The sequence below is a fragment of the Microbacterium sp. genome, assembly GCF_046295495.1.
Classification (GTDB): domain Bacteria; phylum Actinomycetota; class Actinomycetes; order Actinomycetales; family Microbacteriaceae; genus Microbacterium.
Window position 1 is genome coordinate 1 of sequence record NZ_JBKBNC010000023.1, and the last position, 21,842, is coordinate 21,842.

The window sequence follows — 21,842 nt, forward strand, 5'->3', positions numbered from 1 at the left end:
AAGCGGCGCCGCCCCGAAGGGCGACGCCGCTCGACATCGCTCGCGTCAGGCCTGGCCGAGGGCCGCCGACACCACCGCGCGGGCCTCCTCCTGCACCTCGCGCAGGTGGTCCTCGCCGCGGAGCGACTCGGCGTACAGCTTGTAGACGTCTTCCGTGCCCGAGGGGCGGGCGGCGAACCAGGCCGACTCGGTCTGCACCTTCAGGCCGCCGATCGCGGCGCCGTTGCCGGGCGCGTGCGACAGCTTCGCCGTGATCGTCTCGCCGGCGAGCTCGGTGGCGGTCACGGCATCCGGAGACAGCTTCGACAGAGCCGACTTCTGCGCGGGCGTCGCGGGCGCGTCGACGCGCTGGTACGCCGAGGCACCGAATTCGGTCTCGAGCTCCGCGTAGCGCTGCGACGGCGTCTTGCCGGTGACGGCGAGGATCTCGGCCGCGAGCAGGCAGAGCAGGATGCCGTCCTTGTCGGTGGTCCACACGGTGCCGTCCTTGCGAAGGAACGACGCTCCGGCCGACTCCTCGCCGCCGAAGGCGACGGAGCCGTCGAGAAGACCCGGCACGAACCACTTGAAGCCCACCGGCACCTCGAGCAGCGTCTTGCCGAGCGAGGCCGCGACGCGGTCGATGATCATCGACGACACCAGCGTCTTGCCCACGGCGGCGTCGGAGGGCCAGCCCGGGCGGTGCGAGAACAGGTAGTCGATCGCGACGGCGAGGTAGTGGTTGGGGTTCATCAGCCCCGCGTCGGGGGTGACGATGCCGTGGCGGTCGGCGTCGGCGTCGTTGCCCGTCAGGATGTCGTACTCGTCGCGCGCGGCGACCAGGGAGGCCATCGCGGACGGCGAGGAGGGATCCATGCGGATCTTCTCGTCCCAGTCGAGGGTCATGAACTTCCACGTCGGGTCGACCTCGGGGTTCACCACGGTGAGGTCGAGACCGTACACCTCCGCGATGAGCGCCCAGTACTCCACCGACGCCCCGCCCAGCGGGTCGGCGCCGATGCGGACGCCGGCGTTCTTGATGGCCTCGACGTCGATGATGGATGCCAGATCCCGCACGTATGCATCGCGGAAGTCGTACTGGCCCAGGGCGTCGAGGTCGATGTCGGCGTGGCGCGTGCGGTGCACGCCCTCGAGACCCGACGCGATGAGCTCGTTCGCGCGGTCGGCGATCCACCCCGTGGCGTCGGTGTCGGCGGGGCCGCCGTGCGGGGGGTTGTACTTGAAGCCGCCGTCGCGCGGAGGGTTGTGCGAGGGGGTGACGACGATGCCGTCGGCGCGGCCGGGGTCGTCGGTCGCGCGGTCGCGGTTGTAGGCGAGGATGGCGTGGCTGAGCGCCGGCGTGGGGACCCACGCGTCGCGCGAATCGACGCGCACGTCGACGCCGTTGGCGACCAGCACCTCGATCGCACTGCGCTCGGCCGGCAGCGACAGGCCGTGCGTGTCGCGCCCGAGGAACAGCGGGCCGGTGATGCCCTGCGCCGCGCGGTAGTCGACGATCGCCTGAGTGGTAGCGAGGATGTGGTCTTCGTTGAAGCTCGTGCTCAGCGAGGATCCGCGGTGGCCGCTCGTGCCGAAGGCGACGCGCTGCTCGGGCACGGCGGCATCCGGCTTGCGGTCGTAATACGCGGCGATCAGTTCGTCGATGTCGATGAGATCGGATGCCTCGGCGGGCTGTCCTGCGCGACTGCTCATGAGCCCAGTCTGCCCGCTCCCTCCGACATGCGCACACGCCGTGGCGGATTCCCGGCGAATCCGTCACACCGGCGCGCACAGCCGCGCGGCTAGGCTGAGCCGGTGCTGCCCGACACAGACGACACCCCCGCCCGCCGGACCTACAGCTATCTCGGCCCCGCGGGCACCTTCACCGAGGCCGCGCTGGCGCAGGTCCCCGAGGCGAGGGACCAGATCTGGCGGCCCGTGCGCAACGTGGGCGAGGCTCTCGCCGACGTCGTCGAGGGTCGCTCGGATGCCGCGATGATCGCGATCGAGAACTCCGTCGACGGCGGCGTCTCGACCGCGCAGGACGCGCTGGCCACCGTGCCGGGGCTCCGCATCGTCGGCGAGTACCTCGTACCCGTGAACTTCGTGCTGGTGGGGCGCCCCGGGGCGACGCTGGCCGACGTGTCGCTCATCGCCGCGCACCCCGTCGCGTACGGGCAGTGCCTCGGGTGGCTGAGCGCGAACGTGCCGGCGCACGCGCACCTGCCGGCGGAGAGCAACGTCGCCAGCGCCCTCGGCGTCCTCGACGGCACGAGCGCCGCGGATGCCGCGATCGCCGCTCCCGGGATCGTCGCCCACCACGACCTGTCGGTGCTCGCCGAGAGCATCGGCGACAACCCGAACGCGGTGACCCGCTTCGTGCTGGTCAGTCGCACCGTGGCCCCGGCGCCCCCGACCGGCGCCGACAAGACCTCGCTCATCGTCGAGCTCCCCGAGGACCACCCGGGTGCACTGCTGGAGCTGCTCGAGCAGTTCGCCACACGCGGCATCAACCTGAGCCTGCTGGCATCCCGCCCCATCGGCGACGCCCTCGGCCGGTACCGCTTCGTCATCGACGCCGACGGTCACGTGCACGACGAGCGCATGGCCGACGCGCTGCTCGGCCTGCGTCGCTTCAGCCCGAAGGTGATCTTTCTCGGCTCCTACGCCCGCGCCGACCGAGCGATCGTGCGCTACCCGCAGCGCTACAGCGACGACGTGTTCGTCGAGGCGCGCGACTGGCTGCGGGGCCTGCTGAGCGGCGAGCCGGAGGCCTGACGCCCCCCGCCGCCCCGCAGTTCGTCAGGCCGCCACGGCCGCCTTCTCGGCGATGAGCTCGAGCGTCTGCACCCGCCCCTCCGCCCCTTCGCCGTCGTACGCACCCGCCACGGGCGACACCATGATCTCGTCGACACCGTGCTGCGCGGCGAACGCGGCCAGCTGCCCCTGCACCTCGGTGCCCGTCCCGACGAACCACTTCTGTCGCGTCGAGGCCATGATCGACCCCGCCATCGCGTCGAACGGGTCGGCCTTCGCCTGCTCGACGGTCTCGAGCGGCACGAGCGGCCGGTTGGTGCGCAGTCGCGCCATCATCCGCAGCTGCGGCAGCGCGCGCTCCTCGGCCTCCTCGGCGGTGGGAGCGGCGACGACGTTCGCCGTCACGAAGGTGCGGGGTCCCTCACCGGACTCGTTCGGCACGAACTGGTCGCGGTAGAGCCGCAGGGCGTGCTCGAGGCCCTCACCCGCGAAGTGGTTCGCGAAGACGTAGGGCAGCCCGAAGCTCGCGGCGAGCTGCGCGGAGTAGTCGCTGGAGCCGAGCAGCCAGACCTGCGGAGTGCCGGATGCCGAGGGCGTCGCCTTGACCTGATACTCCGTGCCGGAGGTGAAACGCACCGTGGCCCCCTCAGGGGAGGTGAGCGCCATGATGTCGGTGACGTGATCGGGGAATCGCGAGACGTCGCTCGTCGTGCCGGAGCGGTTGAGCAGCTGCGTGATGACGGGATCACTGCCGGGCGCGCGCCCGATGCCGAGATCGATGCGACCCGGGGCGAGCGCCTCGAGGGCGGCGAACTGCTCGGCGACGATCAGGGGCGAGTGGTTCGGCAGCATCACGCCGCCGGAGCCCACGCGGATGCGCGAGGTGCGCGCGGCGGCCGCGGCGATGAGCACCGGGGGAGTGGTCGAGGCCACGGCGGGCATGTTGTGGTGCTCGGCGAACCAATACCGGCGGTACCCGAGGCGATCGGCGACCTCGACCAGGTCGAGGGCCGCGCTCACCGCCTGCGCACTGTTCTGCCCGCTGCGGACGGGGACGAGGTCGAGCACGGAGAGGGCGGGGGATACGTCAGGCACACGGGATGCAACGGCGAGGCCATGATGCCTATTCCTCTCGCGCACCTCGCGGCCCGGCGCGCGCGTCACCGCCCGGCATTCGCCCTCAGGATTCTCTCAGGAAGAAATCCGTGACGAAGTGCGTCCGCCGCGCGTCTCACCTATGACATCGCGGAACACACGGTTCCGAAACGACGGAAGGAAGCGAACATGGCTGACACCACCACCACCGCCACCCCCACCACCTCGAAGAAGGACGGCGGCTCGACCGTCATCGTCGACGCCGTCGTCGCCAAGGTCGCCGGCATCGCCGCGGCCGAGGTCCCCGGCGTCCACGCCCTCGGTGGCGGCGCCGCCCGCGTGATCGGCAACATCCGCCAGGCCGTCGGTGCGAAGGACCACGCCCAGGGCGTGAGCGTCGAGGTGGGCGAGACCGAGGTCGCTGCCGACATCTCGATCCAGGTCGACTACCCCGAGCAGCTCCAGCGCGTGGCCTCCGACGTGCGCGCCGCCGTGCACCAGGCCATCACCGAGCTCGTGGGCATGAAGGTCGCCGAGATCAACGTGACCGTGGTCGACGTCTTCATCCCCGGTGACGACGACGAGGACGACGCCACCGAGCAGCGCGTCAACTGACATCCGCTTCGAAAGGGGCGCCACCGACGGGTGGCGCCCCTTTCGCGTGGGCGGGTGGGTCGCTGCTCGTGCACGGTCGCGCCGAGGTGGGAAGGCGACGTTTCTTCGAGGGGGATGGATGCGCTGGATCAGTCCGGTCGTGGCGGGTGCGACCATCGTCGTGACGGGGATGTGACGGCCGCAGCCCAGAACCTCGACCTCGTTCTGCAGGACATGCAGCGCAACGAGCAGCGCGTGGTCGACGAGATGACGCGCTTCCTCGCGCGTTTCGATGCGGGCAACCCGGTCGACCCCCGGGACTGAATCGCGTCAGCCCCCGTGGCGTACCTCCGCATAGGCGTCGAGCGCCCGCTTCCGGGTCTCGCCCAGGTCGACCATCGGCTCCGGCGGGTTCTCGCCGAGGTGCTCCGGAGCCCACTCCCGCACGTAGGCGTCGTGCGGATCGAACTTCTTGCGTTGCGTCTCGGGATTGAACACGCGGAAGTAGGGGGCGGCATCCGCTCCGGAGCCCGCGACCCACTGCCAGTTGAACGGGTTGCTGGCGGCATCCGCGTCGACGAGGCAGTCCCAGAACCACTGCTCGCCGTGACGCCAGTCGATCAGCAGGTTCTTGATGAGGAAGGATGCCGTGACCATGCGCACGCGGTTGTGCATGACGCCGGTCTTCCACAGCTGTCGCATCCCGGCGTCCACCACGGCGACGCCGGTCTCGCCCCGCTGCCAGGTCTCGAGGTGCGCACGGTTCAGCTCCGGCCACGGGAACGCGTCGAAATTCCGACGCCAATTGGCGGTGGCGATGTCGGGTGAGTGGTACGTCACGTGCCACGCGAACTCCCGCCACACCAGCTCGGACAGGAACCCGCTCGCGCTCTGCGCGTGCTGACCGGAGCCCTTGTGCTCGAGGGTGTCGTGCCAGACCTGGTACGGGCTCAGCTCGCCCCACCGCAAGCGGGGTGAGAGGTTCGAGGTGGCACCGCCGGCGAACTCGTCGCGGTATCTCGAGTAATCGCCGAGATCCTCGTCGAGGAACTCCTTCAGCCGCGCCCTCGCGGCGGGCTCGCCGGGCTCCCACGTCTCGCGCAGACCCCCGGCCCAGTCCGGTTTCGTGGGGAGCAGGGCCCACGACGACAGGTCGTCGCCGTCGACGCGTCCGTCGAAACCGGGAACCTTCATCGCCTCGGGCATCGGGGGCCGCGGTGCCGAGAGCTTCTGCACGGCTCGGGCGAACGGGCTGTAGACGCCGTAGGGCTTGTCAGCCTGCGTGCGCACCGTCCACGGCTCGTAGAGCAGGTTGGCGGCGAACGAGGCGACGGTGACGCCGTCGCCGCGCAGCTTCTCCTTGATGCCGGCGTCGATCTCGCGCTCGACCCCGCCGTACCGCCGGTTCCAGAACACCGCGCCCGCGCCGAGTTCGTCGACGACGGCCGGGACGACCTTCGCCGCGGCACCCCGGCGCAGGACGAGAGACGACCCGCGTTCGCTCAGGCGCTCGCCGAGGGATGCCAGCGACCCGTGCAGCCACCACCGCGCCGCCCCGCCGATCTCGCGCACGCCGTCGGACTCCTCGTCGAGGACGTAGAGGGCCACGATCGGCTCGTCCCGGTCGAGCGCCGCGCGCAGCGCGGGGTTGTCGGTGAGGCGGAGGTCGTCGCGGAACCACACGATCGAGGGGGATGGCATCCCTCGACGCTAGCCACCACGGCATCCGGGGCTCCGGGCTTGACACCCGGGGTGCCCCCGCGCGCGCTCGCTCGCGCGTTCGCCCCCGCCGGGCCCCCGCCGGGCCGCCGCCGGCCCCCGCCGGCCGCCGAGATCACACGCGTTCACCGAGATCACGCGCCTTTCGGGCGAAACGTGCGTGATCTCGCGCGAACCGGGTCAACTCGCCGGATGCCGGATGCCGGATGCCGGATGCCGGATGCCGGATGCCGGACGCCGGATGTGACGCGGGGCGCGTCAGAGGGACGAGGTGTCGTGGCCCTTCGGCAGCGCGATGGCGAGGCCGCCGGCCACGATGCGCGTGTAGATGCGCGTCGCCTCGCCGAACTCGTCGCCGTCGAGCTCGATCGGCTGCGCCGGAGCGGTCGCGAGCTCGATGCCCGTACCCCGCAGGTAGCGCACGGAGCTGTCCTTGCGGCGCTCGAGCACGCGGCGCCCGGCGCGGAACCTGCGCAGCACCGAGTTGTCCCACACGATGCTGCGCCAGACGCCGAGCCAGCCCAGCACGCCGGACGGCTGGAGCACGGCCACGTCGAGACGGCCGTCGGCGATGGAGGCGTCGGGGATGAGCGCCACGCCGCCCTGCAGGGCGCCGCAGTTGGCGAAGAGCACGCTGTGCACCTTGGCCGAGTGCAGGCGGTGTCCGTTGAGCTGGTACATGACGCGGAAGGGCTTGGCCGAGACGAGGGACCGCGCCGCTCCGTCGACGTAAGCGACCCACCCGACCTGCTTCTTCAGGTCGTCAGAGGTGTTCTGGATCATCGCGGCGTCCAGGCCGATACCCGCCATGACCGAGAACCCGTGCTCCTCGACCTCTCCGTCGGCGCGACGGATGCGGGCGATCCCGGTGTCGATGGGATGGATGTCGCCGTCGAAGGTCGCGCGGATCATGGCGTCGGCGTCATTGAGGGGGAGGGACAGGTTGCGCGCGAGCAGGTTGCCGGTGCCGCTGGGCACGATGGTGAGCGGGACCCCCGTGGAGGTGAGCGCTTCGGCCACCGCGCGCACCGTGCCGTCGCCGCCCGCCACGAGTACGGCATCCACCTCTTCGTCGAGGGCGGCGCGGGTCGCGTCGTCGCCGAGGTCGTCGACCGTGGTCTCGTAGAACAGGGGCTCGGCCCACCCGGCCTCCGCCGACAGCTCGGCCACGCGGGCGCGCAGGGCGTCCTGCTCGACCTTGGTGGGGTTGTACACGAGGGCGGCGCGCTTCTTCTGCGCGGGCTCGGCATCCATCGGAGCCTCATCCCCCTCGGCGTCGACGCGCTGCGCCTTACCGGGCATCTCCTCCGAGGAATCGGGATCGACGTCCTCGGGCTGATGGATGGCGTCGTCGGGCTCCGCGGCGTCCTTGGGATCGGGGACGTCTTTGCGGGGCCGGTCGTGGGTGTCGTCCGCGAGACGCGCCGACTCGAAGTGCTCGCTCGACCCGTCGGCGGCGGCGGCGTCGGCCTTCACCTCGGCGGGGGCGTCGGAGGGGACGTTCTCGGGGGAGTCCGCGTCGTCACGCGGCTCGTCAGGGGCGACCATGGGTCCACCCTAGGACCGGCGGGGCCTCGCGATCGGGCGCGCGGGGTGGGCTTGACGGCCGGGAGCCGGATGACCATGGGCACGTGGACACGCCCGTCGTTCCGCGGGCGGACGCGCCCCCGCTCGACGCGGAAGGGGCGGGCGGTGCGACCGTAGGATGGACGCGTGATCGACCTGACTCTGCTGCGTGAAGATCCCGAGCTCGTGAAGCGCTCCCAGATCGCCCGCGGGGAGTCGCCGGATCCGGTGGACGAAGCCCTCGCCGCCGACCGCGACCGCCGTGCCGCCCTCACCGCGTTCGAGGAACTGCGTGCCGCGCAGAACGCGCACGGCAAGCGCGTCGCCCAGGCGCCCAAAGACGAGAAGGCCGCGCTGGTCGCCGAGGCGAAAGAGCTCAGCGAGCGCGTGAAGGCCGCCCAGCACGCGGCGACCGAAGCCGAGGCCGCCGCGGAGGCCGCACTGGGGAAGATCGAGAACATCGTGCTCGAGGGCGTTCCCGCCGGCGGTGAAGACGACTTCGTCACCCTCCGCACGCACGGCGAGATCCCCGCCTACGATTTCGAGCCGCTGGATCACCTCGCCCTGGGTGAGAAGCTCGGCGCGATCGACATGGAGCGCGGCACGAAGGTGTCGGGCAGCCGCTTCTACTTTCTCACCGGCATCGGCGCGCGCCTCGAGCTCGCGCTGATGACCCTCGCGCTCGACCGGGCACTGCAGGCCGGTTTCACACCGATGATCCCGCCGACGCTCGTGCGCCCCGAGGTCATGCGCGGCACCGGCTTCCTCGGTCAGCACGCCGACGAGGTGTACCACCTGCCCAAGGAGGACCTGTACCTCGTGGGCACGAGCGAGGTTCCGCTCGCCGGCTACCACATGGACGAGATCCTCGACCTCGAGCGCGGCGCGAAGCGCTACGCCGGCTGGTCCACCTGCTACCGCAGCGAGGCCGGCTCCTACGGCAAGGACACCCGCGGCATCATCCGCGTGCACCAGTTCAACAAGCTCGAGATGTTCGTCTACACCGACCCCGCGGATGCCGAGGCCGAGCACGACCGCCTCGTCGCCATGCAGGAGCGCATGCTGCAAGACCTGGGGTTGTCGTACCGCGTGATCGACGTCGCCGCCGGCGACCTGGGTTCCAGCGCCGCCCGCAAGTTCGACATCGAGGCCTGGGTTCCCACCCAGGGCGCGTACCGCGAGCTGACCAGCACGTCCAACTGCACGACCTACCAGGCGCGCCGCCTGGACACCCGCTTCCGCCCCGACGGCGGCAAGACCCAGCCGGTCGCGACGCTGAACGGCACGCTCGCGACGACGCGCTGGATCGTGGCCCTGCTCGAGACGCACCAGCGGGAGGATGGCTCGGTGACGGTCCCCGAGGTTCTGCGCCCGTACCTCGGCGGGCTCGAGGTCATGGAGCCCGTCGCATGACCCCCGAGGCCGCCCTTCCCAAGACCGGTGACGTCGAGAGCGTCCCGAAGCAGGAGGCGGCCGACGTCGTCGCCGACCTCGCCGACGACGCTCCGATCGGGCGCATGCTCATCGCGCTCGACATCGACGGCACCGTCCTCCTCGAAGACGACACCCTGAGCCCCGGCGTGGTCGAGGCCGTCGCCGACGCGCACGCCGCCGGCCACGAGGTCATGCTCGCGACCGGACGCAGCTGGGACAGCACCCAGCCGATCATGCAGCGCCTCGGCATCCGTCCCGAGTATGCGGTGTGCTCGAATGGCGCGATCGTCATGCGGCGGGAGGGCGACGGGGATGCCGCGGCCTACGTGCGGGCGCACGTCGAGACGTTCGACCCGACCGAGGTGCTGGCGCTGTTGGGCGAGCACCTCGCGGACGCGCACTTCCTCGTCGAGCTGCCCGACGGCACGCGCCTGTTCACCGACTACCTCGACGACTGGAACCTGGAAGGCGCCAACAAGGTCGCGTTCGCGCAGCTCTCGGAGCACGCGGTGTGCCGCGTCGTCGTGGTGGCGCCCGAGCAGACCGACCAGGACTTCCTCGAGCTCGTCGAGCGCATCGGCCTCACCCAGGTCTCGTACGCGATCGGGTGGACCGCCTGGCTCGACATCGCTCCGCAGGGAGTCGACAAGTCCACCGCGCTCGAGCTCGTGCGCGGGTGGCTCGACATCGCGCCCGAGCGGGTGCTCGTGATGGGCGACGGTCGCAACGACATCGAGATGATGCAGTGGGCCGTGCGTAACGGCGGCCGCGCGATCGCGATGCACCAGGGGCCGCCCGAGGTGCACGCCGCCGCCGGCGAGGTGGGTCTGTCCGTCACCGAGGGCGGCGTCGCCGCGATCCTGCGCGCGCTCTAGACCGCCCGGTGCCGCGGCCCCCGACGCCGTCGGAGGGGCCGGTCGCTTCCGTCAGCGACCCCACGCCTCCCGTGCGGCCGTGCGGAGGGTGCGGGCATCCACCCGGTTGAGCTGCCGACGACTGCGCTCGAACGCCGCCCGCGCGGCATCCGAGAACACGGCGGAGTGATCGGGAGCGCAGCGCGCGAGAGACGCGAGCACCTTCTGCAGGCGCACCTGCACTTCGATCAAGCTCGCGCCGTCGCGGGCGAGGGGGCGGAAGGCGTCGTCGACGAGTTCGGTCAACCGAGGAGCGGGAACGTAGACGTGCTCGTACTCGACGTCGCTGCGTCGACCGACGTCGAGGGAACGGGCGAGCACCCGCTGGAGGGAAGCGAGCACCTCGATCGCCGTCCCGGGGTCGTTCGTGGAGGGCGAGAGCGCCCTGCTTCCGATCTCGGTCAGCGCGATCACCCCGAACCGCGGGTCCTGTTCGTAGGTGCGATGGTGCTCGATGCGGAACGCGCGCCGCACCCCGGCGCGGACGTCGTCGTCGCCCGTGCCCGTCACCGCGGCCAGTGGTACCCGGGCATCGGCGACGTGCCCGGGTGTCGCGCGCACATGGATCTCGATGCCGTGATGCTGGGCGAGCCGATCGAGACCGGCGACGTCGACGTGGGTCACGTACCCGACCTTTTCGGCGTGGACCGCCGTCGCACCCGGAGGGACGACGACGGCGGGCCGGGCGCCCAGAGTCGGCGATTCGGCGTGCCGCTCGAGCGACGTGGTCGCCGCCTTCTCAACGCGATCGATCACGTCCGACATGCGTCCGAAGGTCGACAGGTGCGAGATCCATCGGAGCAGCGTGAAGACGACGATCCCGATCACGATGAGAGTCGCGATGAACAGGATCGTCCGGCCCTGCTCCTCGTAGTAGCCCGTCGAGAGCGCGACGATGCCGACGAGCGAGAAGGTGAACGCGCCGACGAAGGTCGACACGGCGTTCTGCGACGTCGGGTCGGCGATGAGCAACTGCGTCGACCTCGGGGTGGCCGTCGTCGTGGCCGACGAGAAGGCGGTGACCATGGCCGTCACCGAGAAGGTGCTGACGGTCAGCATCGCGGTCGCGATGATCTGGAGCAGCGAGTCGACGGCGTTGTCGGCCAGGCCGATGCTGAAGGAGAACGGCAGGAGGGGGCCGATGAACCGAGCCGCGAGGACGATGACGATGGCGATCACCGTGAAGATGGCCGCGCGCACCCAGACCTGTCTGCCGAGACGGAGGAAGAAGGATGCCAGGGGGCTGTGCGTCGACGAGGCCATTGCGACGACGATAGTCGGTGCGGACGGCCGGGCCCGGGGGATGGACGCACCGCTTCGGACCCGTCGGTAGACTCGGTGCGTTCGGGAGGGTTGTCCGAGCGGCCGATGGACCTGGTCTTGAAAACCAGTGGGCAGCAATGTCCCGTGGGTTCGAATCCCACACCCTCCGCAACGACGGAAGCGGGCCCCGCAGGGGTCCGCTTCCGTCGTTATGACCGGTTGAGCGGGATGCGGACGGAGTTGGGCCCACGCCGCCGGAGGCTCCGCGCGCCGCGCAGCGGCGTGTGGAGGGGCGGTGGGGAGAATCCCACACCCTCCGCAACGACGGAAGCGGGCCCCGCAGGGGTCCGCTTCCGTCGTTATGACCGGTTGAGCGGGATGCGGACGGGGGTGGGCCCACGCCGCCGGAGGCTCCGCGCGCCGCGCAGCGGTGGGGCGACCGTCGGCCCGGACGCCGTCCCCGACGGGCGAAACGCCCGGTCTTCACGCCATTCACAGACGCGCGTCCCTAGTATTGCTCCGACCTCCGGCTGCCGCGCCGGGGTCGACGCGCTGCCGGGCCGGTGGCATCCGTCGTGAAAGGACCCGAGTGAGCAAGACGACCACACCGCGCGGTCAGAGGACCATCGCGCGCCACGGGCGACTGCGGTCGCTGGGCCCGCTGCAGCAGTTGTTCCGGGGCCTCGCCGTCGCGTTGGCGGTTCTTCTGGTCTCCGGTGGGGCGGTGCTGGCCTATGCCGCGGTCGACCTCACGCGCAGCTTCACCGCCGACGCGGTCGATCTGAAGAATCAGCCCGCGGTGCCGCCCGACATCGGGGAGCTGAAGGGCGGCGTCAACATGCTGCTCGTCGGTACCGACGAGTGCGAGCCGCAATACGCCCAGTTGTTCGGCGAAAGGTGCTCGGGCGACGACGCTGAGGGCAACCTCAACGACGTCAACATGCTCGTGCACATCTCCGACAACCCGCGACGGGTCACCGTGATCTCGTTCCCGCGCGATCTGATGGCGCCGATCCCGACGTGCACGGACGCCGACGGCCGGGAGACGGAGTCGCGCAGCAAGGCGCAGATCAACAGCGCCTTCATGGAGGGCGGGCTGTCCTGCGTGGTCGAGACGGTCTCGGAGCTCAGTGGGCTCGAGATCCCCTTCGCCGCGAAGGTGAGCTTCGGCGGCGTCATCAACATCACCGACGCGATCGGCGGCGTCGACGTGTGCATCGCCAACGGCATCAAAGACCCGTACACCGGCATCGACTGGCCCGCGGGCATCCGGCAGATCAAGGGTTTCGACGCGCTGCAGTTCCTCCGCACCCGTCACGGCGTCGGCGACGGCGGCGACCTGGGCCGCATCTCGAACCAGCAGCAGTACATGTCGCGACTGGCCAACAAGCTGAAGAGCCAAGAGGTTCTGTCGAACCCCGCCACCCTCTACAAGCTCGCCTCGACGGCGCTGCGCAACGTCGACCCCTCGACGTCGCTGACGAACCCCCTGACGCTCGTGCAGATCGCCTCGGCGGTGAAGGACGTGCCGTTCGACGAGATCGTGTTCATCCAGTACCCCACCTACACCGACCCCTCGGATCCCAACCGCGTCGTGCCCGATCGCGAAGACGCCGACACCCTCTGGGCCGCTCTCGCCGCCAATCAGCCCCTGCAGCTGTCGGGCAACCTGAGCGACGGCGACGGTGTGGTGGTCGACGAGAGCGCCACTCCCGCCCCGACCCCGACCGACACGGCATCCCCCGCCCCGACCGACAGCGCCGCGCCCACGCCGGCTCCGTCGTCCGACGCCGTCGTGCTGCCCGAGGGCATCGCCGGACAGACGGCCGCGCAGGCGACCTGCTCGAACGGCAACGTGCGCTGACCTCGCGCGCCGGTCTCGCCCGGCATCCGAACTTCGGTTTCGGATGCCGGGCGGCATCCGGTTAGTATGGGCGAGTGTGTTCGCGTCGCAAGACGCCGATCACCTGGAGACGTCGCATAGTCAGGCCTAGTGCACCACCCTGCTAAGGTGGAGTCCCCGTAAGGGGACCGAGGGTTCAAATCCCTCCGTCTCCGCACTGAAAGCCCCGGTTCGCCGGGGCTTTTCTCGTGCGTTCGCGGCCCCAGTCCCTCTGCCGGCCGTCTTCAGGCGCGCCGCATCTCCACGGCGCTGAGGCCCGGCATCCCGAGCCAGGTGCGGCCCTCGGCGCCGTCGACGACCGTCAGGAGCACGCCCCCGCACCCGTGGCAGCGCACGACGGTTCCCATCGCGGTGGCGTAGACGGCCGCGGTGGCGAGGAGATCGGCGAGGCCGCAGTGCGTGCAGCGGACCGGGGAGGCCGTGGCATCCCATCCGAGGAGGTCGTCGAGGCGGCCGGCCAGGGCGTTGCCGTCGAGAAGGGTCATCAGGAGCCTCCGAATCGCTCGGTGCGCACGCGGGCGGCGGCGTGGCCGGCTTCGAGCAGCCAGCCCGACACGGCCTCGACGAAGGGAGTGGGGCCGCACACGAACACCCGGGGTTCCTGATCGGCCGGGATGACCGCGGCACGCAGGCTGTCCGCCGTCAGCCGCCCCGTGGTGATCCGGGTCTCGGGCGGAGCGCTGCGCGTGTAGACGAGGTCGAGGCGCAGCCGGTCGTCCCGCGCGGCGAGAGCGGCCAGCTCGTCGCGGAAGAACACATCGGCGGGCGTGCGCACCGAGTAGAGCAACCGGAACGGTGTGGAGTCGTCGCTCGCGGCGTGCGCGGTCGTCATCGCATAGAGCGGCACCACCCCGGAACCACCGGCGATCAGCTGCACCGGGGAGGGGTCGGGGGAGGGCGCCCACACGAAGAACGCCCCGAGGGGGCCGTGCACCTCGATCCGATCGCCCTCGCGCAGGTCGTGCACCAGGAACGGCGAGACCTCGCCGTCGGGCACCTCGTCGACCGCGAGCACGAGGCGGGTGCCTTCTCCCGCGGAGGCGATCGAATAGGAGCGGCTCGCCTGGTAGCCGTCGTCCGCGGTCAGACGCACGTCGAGGTGCGAGCCCGCGTCGTTGCCCGGCCACGTGGGCACCTCGAGGTCGATGCGCCGGGCCGTCGCCGTTTCGGGCCGGACGGCGACCACCGTGGCGGTGTGCCAGGCGACGGGACGGCGGTTCACCCGTACCGCTCCTCGCGCCACGGGTCTCCGTGCAGGTGATAGCCGTTCTGTTCCCAGAAGCCGGGCTTGTCCTGGGGCATGGTGATGAGGCCCTGGACCCACTTCGCGCTCTTCCAGAAGTAGAGGTGCGGCACGAGGAGGCGTGCGGGCCCGCCGTGCTCCGGCGTCAGGGGTTCGCCGTCGGCCTCGAAGGCGATCCAGCTCTTGCCGCCGAGCAGGTCGTCGAGCGCGATGTTGGTCGTGTACCCGCCGAAGGAGTGCACCATCGCGTACCGGTGGCTCGTCTCGACGTCGGCGAAGACGCGATCGAGGGAGACGCCGCGCCAGGGCATGTCGAGCTTGGTCCAGTGCGTCACGCAGTGGATGTCGACGGTGACGTCCTCCATCCCGAGGGCTTGGAAGTCCTCGAGGTTCCAGCGGTGCACGCCGTTCTCGGTGCCGACCGCGAACTCCCACGCGTCGCCGGCCACCGTCGGCGTGGGCCCCGCGGAGAGCACCGGCCAGTCCGACACGAGGGTCTGCCCCGGAGGCAGGCGCGGATCGCGTTCGCGGCGGCGACCGCCGAAGCCTCGCGTGATGAATGACATGTGTTCCCCCTGCCGGTCCCGTGAGCATCACCCTAATCAGACCGGAGGCGGCCCGACAGGGAGGAGATGCGGGAAGTGGCGGACCGATCGGCGCGAATCGTCCTCCCTTCGCCGTAACGTGTCCGCTGGCCGCGCCTCCGCTCCCCGCGGGGCCCCGGGCGCCACCGTCCCCGGCCCGCGCCGGGCACCGGGTAGTGTCGTCCCGCGGCGCGCACGCGCCGCATCCCCTCGCACCCCCGGGAGAACCGCATGTCGGTTGGTCTGCTCGCCGTCGTCGATGACATCCTCAGCGCCGCGATGCGGGCCAGCGCCAAGACGGCCGGTGTGGTCATCGACGACGCGGCCGTGACGCCGCAGTACGTGCAGGGACTCACCCCCGCGCGGGAGCTGCCCGTGGTCTGGAAGATCGCGCTCGGCAGCATCATCAACAAGTACGTGATCATCATCCCGATCGCGCTGCTGCTGAGCGCTTTCGCGCCCATGGTCCTGCCGTTCCTGCTCATCATCGGCGGCGGCTTCCTGTGCTTCGAGGGAGCCGAGAAGGTGCTCGAGTGGTTCGGTATGCACCACGGCGAGCACGACTCCGACGAGCCGCGCGACGAGAGGAAGCTCGTGCTCGGGGCCGTGCGCACGGATCTCATCCTCAGCACCGAGATCATGCTGATCGCCCTGTCGAGCCTCGACCCCGACTTCGGGATCTGGATGACGCTGGGGGCGCTGCTGGTGATCGGCCTGGCCATGACGGTCGTGGTCTACGGCGCCGTCGCCCTGCTGGTGAAGATCGACGACATCGGACTGCGGTTCATGAAGAGCCCCTCACGCGGCGTCCGTCGGTTCGGCGTGCGGATCGTGGCATCGATGCCCGCCGTGTTCCGCGTCATCAGCATCGTCGGCACGGTCGCCATGCTGTGGGTCGGCGGTCACCTCGTGCTGCAGAACCTCGAGGAGACCTTCTGGGCGGCTCCCTACGAGCTGGTCCACGTCGTCACCCACGCCATCGAGGCCGCGGGACCCGTCGTGGTGTGGATCGTGGAGACGGCGCTGTCGGCGGTGTTCGGACTCGTGCTCGGGCTGATCATCGTCGCGGTGGTCACCGGCATCCAGCGTCTCGTACGCCGAGAAGCGCCGGCGGCTCACTGACCGCAGCGTGAGGGCCCCTTCCGTGCGGGGCCGTCACGGTCTCAGTCGAGCCGCGAGTGCTCGCCGAGGCGGTGCCAGGTGCGGTTGTGGTACACCAGGGCGGCTCCCGGCTCGCCGGGCTCGAGGTCGCGCTCCACGTCGACCTGCAGAGCCTGCGCGGCGATGACGGTCGAGCCGCCGGCGTCCATGCGGCTCACGATCTTGCAGCGCAGCCACGCGCGCACGCCGTGGTACACCGGCTCGCCGGTGGGCAGGCGCGACCACGCGGAGGTGTCGGCGAACCGGTCGAGTCCGCTGGTGGCCGCGGTGCGGGCGAGGCCGATGTCTTCGGCGTCGAGCAGGTGCACCACGATCGTGTCGGAGGCGATGATCGTCGGGGTCGCCGACGACAGCGCCGACACCGAGAAGATGAGCAGCGGCGGGTCGGCGCTGACGGACGACACGCTCGACGCGGTCAGCGCGACGGGGCCGTTCTCGCCGTAGGCCGTGATGACGGCGATGCCGCCCGGGTGTCCGCGGAACGCGCGCTTGAAGTCGTCCGCCGACACCGAGGTGCCGATGGCGGGCGTGCTCTCGGGGATGCCGTGGGGGAGCGAGGTCATACCTACGACGGTAGGCGCTTCTCCGGCGTCCGGCGCCGACCCGCGCAACACGGGGAAACCCGCCGCGTGCATCCATCGCCGAATGTGAGGCTTCACATTTACCGTTTCGTGACCAAGCGCGGTCCCGCACTGCTTGACACGCAGCGGAGTGTGAGCGCTAACATTCAGCGACGGCCCACCCCGAGGGGCTGCATCACATGAACCGGCATCGCGGCCGGCGAAACGAGGAGGTTTCATCATGAAGGCGAACAAGATCATCGCGGGCGTCGCGCTCGTCGGCGCGATCGCACTCACGGCCACCGGCTGCGCCGGCGGCGGGGGCGGAGCCGCGGCCGGTGGCGGCGGAGACACCATCACGGTGGGCTTCGCGCAGACCGGCTCCGAGAGCGGATGGCGCAGCGCCAACACCGAGTCGATGAAGGAGGCCTTCAGCGAGGCCAACGGGTTCAACCTCATCTTCAACGCGGCCGACAACAAGCCCGAGGCGCAGATCGCCGCGGTCCGCAGCTTCATCAACCAGGGCGTCGACGCCATCGTGCTCGCCCCGATCGTCACCGACGGCTGGGACGACGTGCTGCAGGAGGCGAAGGATGCCAACATCCCCGTCATCCTCGAAGACCGCACCGTCTCGGCATCCGAAGACCTCTACGCGAGCTGGATCGGTCTCGACTTCGAGAAGGAGGGCGAGACCGCGGGCAAGTGGGTCGCCGACACCTTCGGCTCGACGCCCACCAACATGGTCGTGCTCGAGGGCACCACGGGTTCGTCGGCCGCGACCGATCGCGCCACCGGCTTCGCCTCGGCCATCGAGGGCACCGACATCAAGACGCTCGACTCGCAGACGGGCAACTTCACCCGCGCCGACGGCAAGACGGTGATGGAGGGCTTCCTCCAGAAGTACGGTTCGCAGATCAACCTGCTCTTCGCGCACAACGACGACATGGGTCTCGGCGCCCTCGAGGCCATCAAGGCCGCCGGTCTCACCCCCGGAACCGACATCAAGATCGTGACGATCGACGCGGTCAAAGACGGCATGACGGCGCTGTCGAACGGCGAATTCAACTACATCGTCGAGTGCAACCCCCTGCTGGGTGAGAAGACCGCCGAGGTCGTCAAGAAGGTCGTCGCCGGCGAGTCGGTCGACAAGAGCTACATCGTCGAGGACCAGGCGTTCAACCAGGAGCAGGCCAAGAAGGTCCTGGACAGCCGCCCCTACTGATCCGCTCGGATCCGCCGACGGACTCCCCTCCGTCCGGCGCCCCGTCCTCCGTTCGCGTGACGCCCGGCCCGCCGGGCGGACGGCGGCGGCGGGATGCAACACCCTCCCCGGCGTGCGGGGCCGCCCCCCCGCCCCCCCACGCCTCACGATCCGAGAAAGCGATCGAGCATGACAACCGAACGTGCGGCCGTCGTCGCCATGCGCGGCATCAGCATCGGCTTCCCCGGGGTGAAGGCGCTCGACGGCGTCGACTTCACCCTCTACCCGGGCGAGGTGCACTCCCTCATGGGGGAGAACGGTGCCGGCAAGTCCACCCTCATCAAGGCCCTGACCGGTGTGTACGGCATCGATGAGGGCACGATCCACGTCGACGGACAGGAGCGGCAGTTCCGCTCCACCGCCGACGCTCAGGCCGCGGGCGTCGCGACCGTCTACCAGGAGGTCAACCTCTGCCAGAACCTCACCGTGGGTGAGAACGTCATGCTCGGCAACGAGGTCCGTCGGGCGGGGATGGTCGACTGGAAGGCCACGCACGCGGCCGCCGCGACCCATCTGGCCGGGCTGGGCGTGTCGATCGACACCCGCTCGATCCTCGCCAGCCACTCGATCGCCGTGCAGCAGCTCGTGGCGATCAGTCGCGCGATGGTCGTCGACACGCGGGTGCTGGTTCTCGACGAGCCGACCTCGAGCCTCGACCGCGGGGAGGTCGAGCAGCTCTTCGGCGTCATGCGCGACCTCCGCGACCGCGGGGTGGCGATCCTCTTCGTCTCGCACTTCCTCGACCAGATCTACGAGATCTCCGACCGCCTCACGGTCCTGCGCAACGGCACCCTCGTGGGGGAGTACCCCGTCGAAGAGCTGGGCCGGGAGCAATTGGTGGCCAAGATGATCGGCCGCGAACTCGGAGAGCTGGATGCCATCTCGGCCAGCGCCGAGCGCCCCGTCGATCGCTCGGGCACCCCGGTGCTGCGCGCGCTGTCGCTGGGCCGCAAGAACGCCCTCGAACCCGTCGACCTCGACGTCTTCGCCGGCGAGGTCGTCGGGCTCGCGGGCCTGCTGGGGTCGGGCCGCACCGAGCTCGCCCGCCTGATCGCCGGGGCCGACCGCTCCGACGGCGGCTCGATCGAGGTCGGCGGTCAGGCCTCGCGCACGGGGTCGCCGCGCCACGCCCTCGATCGCGGCATCGCGTTCTCCTCGGAGGATCGGCGCGCCGAGGGCATCGTCGGCGACCTCACCGTCGCCGAGAACATCGTGCTCGGCATCCAGGCCCGTCGTGGCGCGTTGCGCAAGATCAGCGCCGCCGAGACCCAGGCCGTCGTCGAGGAGTACATCACCGCGCTCGGGGTACGCCCCGCCGATCCGAACGCGCTCATCCGCAACCTCTCGGGCGGCAACCAGCAGAAGGTGCTGCTCGCGCGCTGGCTCGCCACCGCCCCCGAACTGCTCATCCTCGACGAGCCCACCCGCGGCATCGACGTCGGCGCCAAGGCCGACATCCAGCGCAAGGTCGCCGAGCTCGCGGAGAAGGGCCTCGCGGTCATCTTCATCTCCTCCGAGCTCGAGGAGGTCCTGCGCCTCGCCCAGCGCGTGGCCGTGCTGCGCGACCGTCGTAAGATCGGCGAGCTGACCACCCGCGACGTCGATCTCGACGGCCTGGTGGCCTATATCGCCGAGGGGCAGGCCGACTCCGCCGCCCCCACCGTCCCCGAGACACCGTCGTCCGATCGGGAGAAGATCGCATGAAGAAGTTCCTCACGCACCGCCTCGTGTGGCCGATCGCGGCTCTGCTCGCCCTGATCGCGGTCAACACGATCTCGCGGCCCTCGTTCCTGAGCATCACGATGCAGAACGGTCAGTTCTATGGATCGCTGATCGACATCCTGCGCAACAGCGCACCCCTCATGCTCGTCGCGCTCGGGATGACGCTGGTCATCGCCACCCGCGGCATCGACCTGTCGGTCGGGGCGATCATGGCCGTCTCCGGCGCCGTCGCGCTGACGGTGATCGAGGCCTCCCCCGAGCCGGGCAACCTCGGCGTCGTCTTCACCGCGATCGCCGCGGCCGTCGGCGTGGCTCTGCTGCTGGGGGTGTGGAACGGCTTCCTCGTGTCGGTGCTCGGCATCCAACCGATCATCGCCACCCTCGTGCTCATGCTCGCCGGCCGCGGTGTGGCCCTGCTCATCACGGGCGGGTTCATCACCACGATCAACAGCGACCCCTACAAGTTCATCGCCGGCGGCTACGTGCTGGGGCTGCCGTTCGCCTTCTACGTCTCGATCGTGGCGGTCATCGTCATCGGCGTCATCGAGCGCCGCACGGCTCTGGGGATGCTGACCGAAGCGGTGGGCATCAACCCCGAGGCCAGCCGCCTCGCGGGGGTCCGCTCGCGCGGCATCATCTGGGGCGCGTACATTGCCAGCGGGGCGCTCGCGGGCATCGCGGGCATCCTGTACAGCTCCAACATCATGGCGGCCGACGCCAACGCCGCCGGCCTGTACATCGAACTGGATGCCATCCTCGCGGTGGTGCTCGGCGGCACGTCTCTCGCGGGCGGCAAGTTCAGCATCGCCGGGACCGTCGTGGGCGTGTTCACCATCCAGACGCTGAAGAGCACGATCACCTTCCTGGGAGTGCCGCCGGCGGTCAGCCCGGTGTTCATGGCCGTGGCGGTGCTCATCGTGGTGCTGCTGCAGTCGCGTCGCTTCCGGGCCTCGCTCCACACCGCGGGGCGCAGTGCCCTGCGCCCCCTGACCCGACGTCCCGACGCAAAGGTGCTGTCATGATGGCCACTCTCACCGAAGAACGCCGCGGCGCGGCGTCGCCCACGGGCACGTACCGCCGCTTCCTCAGCCGGCACATCTCGTGGGTGCCCGTGTTCGCCGCCGTGGTCATCCTCCTCGTGATGATCGCCGGGGCCATGTGGTACTTCCCCAACTTCCAGCTGCCGCGGATCATGTCGTCGATCCTGCTCGACAACGCCTATCTGCTGGTGCTCGCCGTGGGGATGACCTTCGTCATCCTCACCGGGGGCATCGACCTCTCGGTCGGCGCGGTCATGGCCTTCACCGGCATCCTCTGCGCGAAGCTGCTCTCCGAGGGCGTGCCGGTCGTCGTGGCGCTGCCCGCCATGGTGCTCATCGGTGCGGCGATCGGCCTGCTCATCGGCATCCTGGTCCAGTTCTTCGACGTGCAGCCGTTCATCGCCTCGCTGATCGGGATGTTCCTGGCCCGCGGCCTGGCGTTCGTGGTGAGCCTGGAGTCGATCAAGGTCGACAACGGCGGACTGCTGTGGCTGCAGTCCACCCGGTTCTCCTTCGCCGGGTGGTACATCACGCCGACGGGGATCATCGCCCTGCTCACCGTCGCGCTCGCCGCGTTCGTGCTGCGGTACACCCGCTTCGGCCGCACGGTGTACGCCGTCGGCGGCAACGAGCAGTCGGCGCGGCTCATGGGGCTCCCGGTCGTCCGGGCCAAGCTCTCGGTCTACGTCATCAGCGGCGTGTGCGCGGGACTCGCGGGCATCGTGCTGACCGCCTACTCGGGCGCCGGGTATCCGCTCAACGGCGTCGGCACCGAGCTCGACACGATCGCCGCGGTCGTCATCGGCGGCACCCTGCTCACCGGGGGCAGCGGCTTCGTCGTCGGGTCGATGATCGGGGTGTTCGTCTACGGCCTCATCCGCACGATCATCTCGTTCTCCGGGGCCGAGCAGTCGTGGACGCGCATCACCGTCGGCGCCCTGCTGCTGCTGTTCGTGGTCGTGCAGCGGATCATCGTGTCGCGCTCGGCACTGAGCCGGTGACCTCGTCCCGTCCGTGTTAGCGCTCCCGCTTCGGCGCGGGCATGAT

General features: G+C 70.3%; 20 protein-coding genes and 2 tRNA genes. 13 read left to right on the top strand and 9 right to left on the bottom strand.

Features of this window, described 5'->3' with window-relative positions; genetic code table 11:
- Positions 1–45: 45 nt before the first annotated feature.
- Positions 46–1,692, bottom strand: a complete 1,647-nt coding sequence (pgm, locus tag ACK4LS_RS09850) for a phosphoglucomutase (alpha-D-glucose-1,6-bisphosphate-dependent) (RefSeq protein WP_409716606.1) — start codon at positions 1,690–1,692, stop codon at positions 46–48.
- Between the two features lie 102 nt (positions 1,693–1,794).
- Here pgm and pheA point away from each other — a divergent pair, with 102 nt between their 5' ends.
- Positions 1,795–2,757, top strand: a complete 963-nt coding sequence (gene pheA, locus ACK4LS_RS09855) for a prephenate dehydratase (RefSeq protein WP_409716608.1) — start codon at positions 1,795–1,797, stop codon at positions 2,755–2,757.
- A gap of 24 nt (positions 2,758–2,781) precedes the next feature.
- Here pheA and ACK4LS_RS09860 read toward each other — a convergent pair whose 3' ends face one another.
- Positions 2,782–3,831, bottom strand: coding sequence for an LLM class flavin-dependent oxidoreductase (locus ACK4LS_RS09860; protein ID WP_409716611.1), 1,050 nt, complete (start codon positions 3,829–3,831; stop codon positions 2,782–2,784).
- A gap of 189 nt (positions 3,832–4,020) precedes the next feature.
- Here ACK4LS_RS09860 and ACK4LS_RS09865 point away from each other — a divergent pair, with 189 nt between their 5' ends.
- Together ACK4LS_RS09865 and ACK4LS_RS09870 are read left to right on the top strand one after the other, a co-directional pair.
- A complete protein-coding gene (locus ACK4LS_RS09865) occupies positions 4,021–4,446 on the top strand; it encodes an Asp23/Gls24 family envelope stress response protein (RefSeq protein WP_409716613.1) in 426 nt (141 codons plus the stop codon).
- 171 nt (positions 4,447–4,617) lie between these two features.
- A complete protein-coding gene (locus ACK4LS_RS09870; RefSeq protein WP_409716615.1) occupies positions 4,618–4,749 on the top strand; it encodes a hypothetical protein in 132 nt (43 codons plus the stop codon).
- 6 nt (positions 4,750–4,755) lie between these two features.
- Here the strand turns inward: ACK4LS_RS09870 and ACK4LS_RS09875 are convergent, their stop codons facing one another.
- Positions 4,756–6,126, bottom strand: a complete 1,371-nt coding sequence (locus tag ACK4LS_RS09875; protein ID WP_409716617.1) for a cryptochrome/photolyase family protein — start codon at positions 6,124–6,126, stop codon at positions 4,756–4,758.
- Positions 6,127–6,402: 276 nt separating this feature from the next.
- The gene (locus tag ACK4LS_RS09880) at positions 6,403–7,692 is read right to left on the bottom strand and encodes a diacylglycerol/lipid kinase family protein (protein ID WP_409716619.1); all 1,290 of its coding nucleotides are present in this window, start codon (positions 7,690–7,692) and stop codon (positions 6,403–6,405) included.
- A 165-nt stretch (positions 7,693–7,857) separates the two neighbouring features.
- Between ACK4LS_RS09880 and serS the strand changes: the two genes are divergently transcribed.
- Both serS and ACK4LS_RS09890 read left to right on the top strand, forming a co-directional pair.
- Positions 7,858–9,123, top strand: coding sequence for a serine--tRNA ligase (serS, locus tag ACK4LS_RS09885; protein ID WP_409716621.1), 1,266 nt, complete (start codon positions 7,858–7,860; stop codon positions 9,121–9,123).
- Positions 9,120–10,019, top strand: a complete 900-nt coding sequence (locus ACK4LS_RS09890; protein ID WP_409716623.1) for an HAD family hydrolase — start codon at positions 9,120–9,122, stop codon at positions 10,017–10,019. Before serS ends, ACK4LS_RS09890 begins: the two co-directional genes overlap by 4 nt.
- A gap of 51 nt (positions 10,020–10,070) precedes the next feature.
- Here ACK4LS_RS09890 and ACK4LS_RS09895 read toward each other — a convergent pair whose 3' ends face one another.
- Positions 10,071–11,321, bottom strand: a complete 1,251-nt coding sequence (locus ACK4LS_RS09895; protein WP_409716625.1) for a DUF2254 domain-containing protein — start codon at positions 11,319–11,321, stop codon at positions 10,071–10,073.
- 84 nt (positions 11,322–11,405) lie between these two features.
- On the opposite strand from ACK4LS_RS09895, the gene ACK4LS_RS09900 reads away from it, so the two are divergent.
- The 3 genes from ACK4LS_RS09900 (at position 11,406) to ACK4LS_RS09910 (ending at position 13,379) form a co-directional block, all read left to right on the top strand.
- Positions 11,406–11,490, top strand: a tRNA-Ser gene (locus tag ACK4LS_RS09900).
- A gap of 420 nt (positions 11,491–11,910) precedes the next feature.
- Entirely contained in the window at positions 11,911–13,185 is a 1,275-nt protein-coding gene (locus tag ACK4LS_RS09905) for an LCP family protein (RefSeq protein ID WP_409716627.1), read from the top strand.
- A gap of 105 nt (positions 13,186–13,290) precedes the next feature.
- A tRNA-Ser gene (locus ACK4LS_RS09910) sits at positions 13,291–13,379 on the top strand.
- A 69-nt stretch (positions 13,380–13,448) separates the two neighbouring features.
- Here ACK4LS_RS09910 and ACK4LS_RS09915 read toward each other — a convergent pair.
- From ACK4LS_RS09915 to ACK4LS_RS09925, 3 genes are read right to left on the bottom strand one after another with little or no spacing between them, the layout of a single operon-like run.
- Complete coding sequence (locus tag ACK4LS_RS09915; protein ID WP_409716629.1) at positions 13,449–13,709, bottom strand: DUF6510 family protein; 261 nt, start codon at positions 13,707–13,709, stop codon at positions 13,449–13,451.
- A complete protein-coding gene (locus ACK4LS_RS09920) occupies positions 13,709–14,446 on the bottom strand; it encodes a ferredoxin reductase (RefSeq protein ID WP_409716631.1) in 738 nt (245 codons plus the stop codon). Before ACK4LS_RS09920 ends, ACK4LS_RS09915 begins: the two co-directional genes overlap by 1 nt.
- The gene (locus tag ACK4LS_RS09925) at positions 14,443–15,033 is read right to left on the bottom strand and encodes a molybdopterin-dependent oxidoreductase (protein WP_409716634.1); all 591 of its coding nucleotides are present in this window, start codon (positions 15,031–15,033) and stop codon (positions 14,443–14,445) included. Before ACK4LS_RS09925 ends, ACK4LS_RS09920 begins: the two co-directional genes overlap by 4 nt.
- A gap of 249 nt (positions 15,034–15,282) precedes the next feature.
- Between ACK4LS_RS09925 and ACK4LS_RS09930 the strand changes: the two genes are divergently transcribed.
- Positions 15,283–16,173, top strand: coding sequence for a DUF808 domain-containing protein (locus ACK4LS_RS09930; RefSeq protein WP_409716636.1), 891 nt, complete (start codon positions 15,283–15,285; stop codon positions 16,171–16,173).
- Between the two features lie 41 nt (positions 16,174–16,214).
- Here ACK4LS_RS09930 and ACK4LS_RS09935 read toward each other — a convergent pair whose 3' ends face one another.
- Positions 16,215–16,775: a flavin reductase family protein gene (locus tag ACK4LS_RS09935; RefSeq protein WP_409716638.1), complete on the bottom strand. Its 561-nt coding sequence runs from the start codon at positions 16,773–16,775 to the stop codon at positions 16,215–16,217.
- 238 nt (positions 16,776–17,013) lie between these two features.
- On the opposite strand from ACK4LS_RS09935, the gene ACK4LS_RS09940 reads away from it, so the two are divergent.
- The 4 genes from ACK4LS_RS09940 (at position 17,014) to ACK4LS_RS09955 (ending at position 21,796) form a co-directional block, all read left to right on the top strand.
- Positions 17,014–17,994 carry an ABC transporter substrate-binding protein gene (locus tag ACK4LS_RS09940; RefSeq protein WP_409716640.1) on the top strand — a complete coding sequence of 327 codons (981 nt, stop codon included), beginning with the start codon at positions 17,014–17,016 and terminating at the stop codon, positions 17,992–17,994.
- Positions 17,995–18,162: 168 nt separating this feature from the next.
- Positions 18,163–19,737 carry a sugar ABC transporter ATP-binding protein gene (locus tag ACK4LS_RS09945; RefSeq protein ID WP_409716642.1) on the top strand — a complete coding sequence of 525 codons (1,575 nt, stop codon included), beginning with the start codon at positions 18,163–18,165 and terminating at the stop codon, positions 19,735–19,737.
- On the top strand, positions 19,734–20,777 hold the full coding sequence (locus ACK4LS_RS09950; RefSeq protein WP_409716644.1) for an ABC transporter permease: 1,044 nt from the start codon (positions 19,734–19,736) through the stop codon (positions 20,775–20,777). Before ACK4LS_RS09945 ends, ACK4LS_RS09950 begins: the two co-directional genes overlap by 4 nt.
- A complete protein-coding gene (locus tag ACK4LS_RS09955) occupies positions 20,777–21,796 on the top strand; it encodes an ABC transporter permease subunit (RefSeq protein ID WP_409716679.1) in 1,020 nt (339 codons plus the stop codon). The genes ACK4LS_RS09950 and ACK4LS_RS09955 overlap by 1 nt, the downstream gene beginning before the upstream one ends.
- Positions 21,797–21,842 lie beyond the last annotated feature (46 nt).

Coding starts and splice junctions, on each gene's coding strand:
- pgm (WP_409716606.1), bottom strand. CDS start 1,692: ATGAGCAGTCGCGCAGGACAGCCCGCCGAGGCATCCGATCTCATCGAC.
- ACK4LS_RS09865 (WP_409716613.1), top strand. CDS start 4,021: ATGGCTGACACCACCACCACCGCCACCCCCACCACCTCGAAGAAGGAC.
- ACK4LS_RS09875 (WP_409716617.1), bottom strand. CDS start 6,126: ATGCCATCCCCCTCGATCGTGTGGTTCCGCGACGACCTCCGCCTCACC.
- ACK4LS_RS09880 (WP_409716619.1), bottom strand. CDS start 7,692: ATGGTCGCCCCTGACGAGCCGCGTGACGACGCGGACTCCCCCGAGAAC.
- ACK4LS_RS09890 (WP_409716623.1), top strand. CDS start 9,120: ATGACCCCCGAGGCCGCCCTTCCCAAGACCGGTGACGTCGAGAGCGTC.
- ACK4LS_RS09895 (WP_409716625.1), bottom strand. CDS start 11,321: ATGGCCTCGTCGACGCACAGCCCCCTGGCATCCTTCTTCCTCCGTCTC.
- ACK4LS_RS09915 (WP_409716629.1), bottom strand. CDS start 13,709: ATGACCCTTCTCGACGGCAACGCCCTGGCCGGCCGCCTCGACGACCTC.
- ACK4LS_RS09925 (WP_409716634.1), bottom strand. CDS start 15,033: ATGTCATTCATCACGCGAGGCTTCGGCGGTCGCCGCCGCGAACGCGAT.
- ACK4LS_RS09930 (WP_409716636.1), top strand. CDS start 15,283: ATGTCGGTTGGTCTGCTCGCCGTCGTCGATGACATCCTCAGCGCCGCG.
- ACK4LS_RS09935 (WP_409716638.1), bottom strand. CDS start 16,775: ATGACCTCGCTCCCCCACGGCATCCCCGAGAGCACGCCCGCCATCGGC.
- ACK4LS_RS09940 (WP_409716640.1), top strand. CDS start 17,014: ATGAAGGCGAACAAGATCATCGCGGGCGTCGCGCTCGTCGGCGCGATC.
- ACK4LS_RS09945 (WP_409716642.1), top strand. CDS start 18,163: ATGACAACCGAACGTGCGGCCGTCGTCGCCATGCGCGGCATCAGCATC.
- ACK4LS_RS09950 (WP_409716644.1), top strand. CDS start 19,734: ATGAAGAAGTTCCTCACGCACCGCCTCGTGTGGCCGATCGCGGCTCTG.
- ACK4LS_RS09955 (WP_409716679.1), top strand. CDS start 20,777: ATGGCCACTCTCACCGAAGAACGCCGCGGCGCGGCGTCGCCCACGGGC.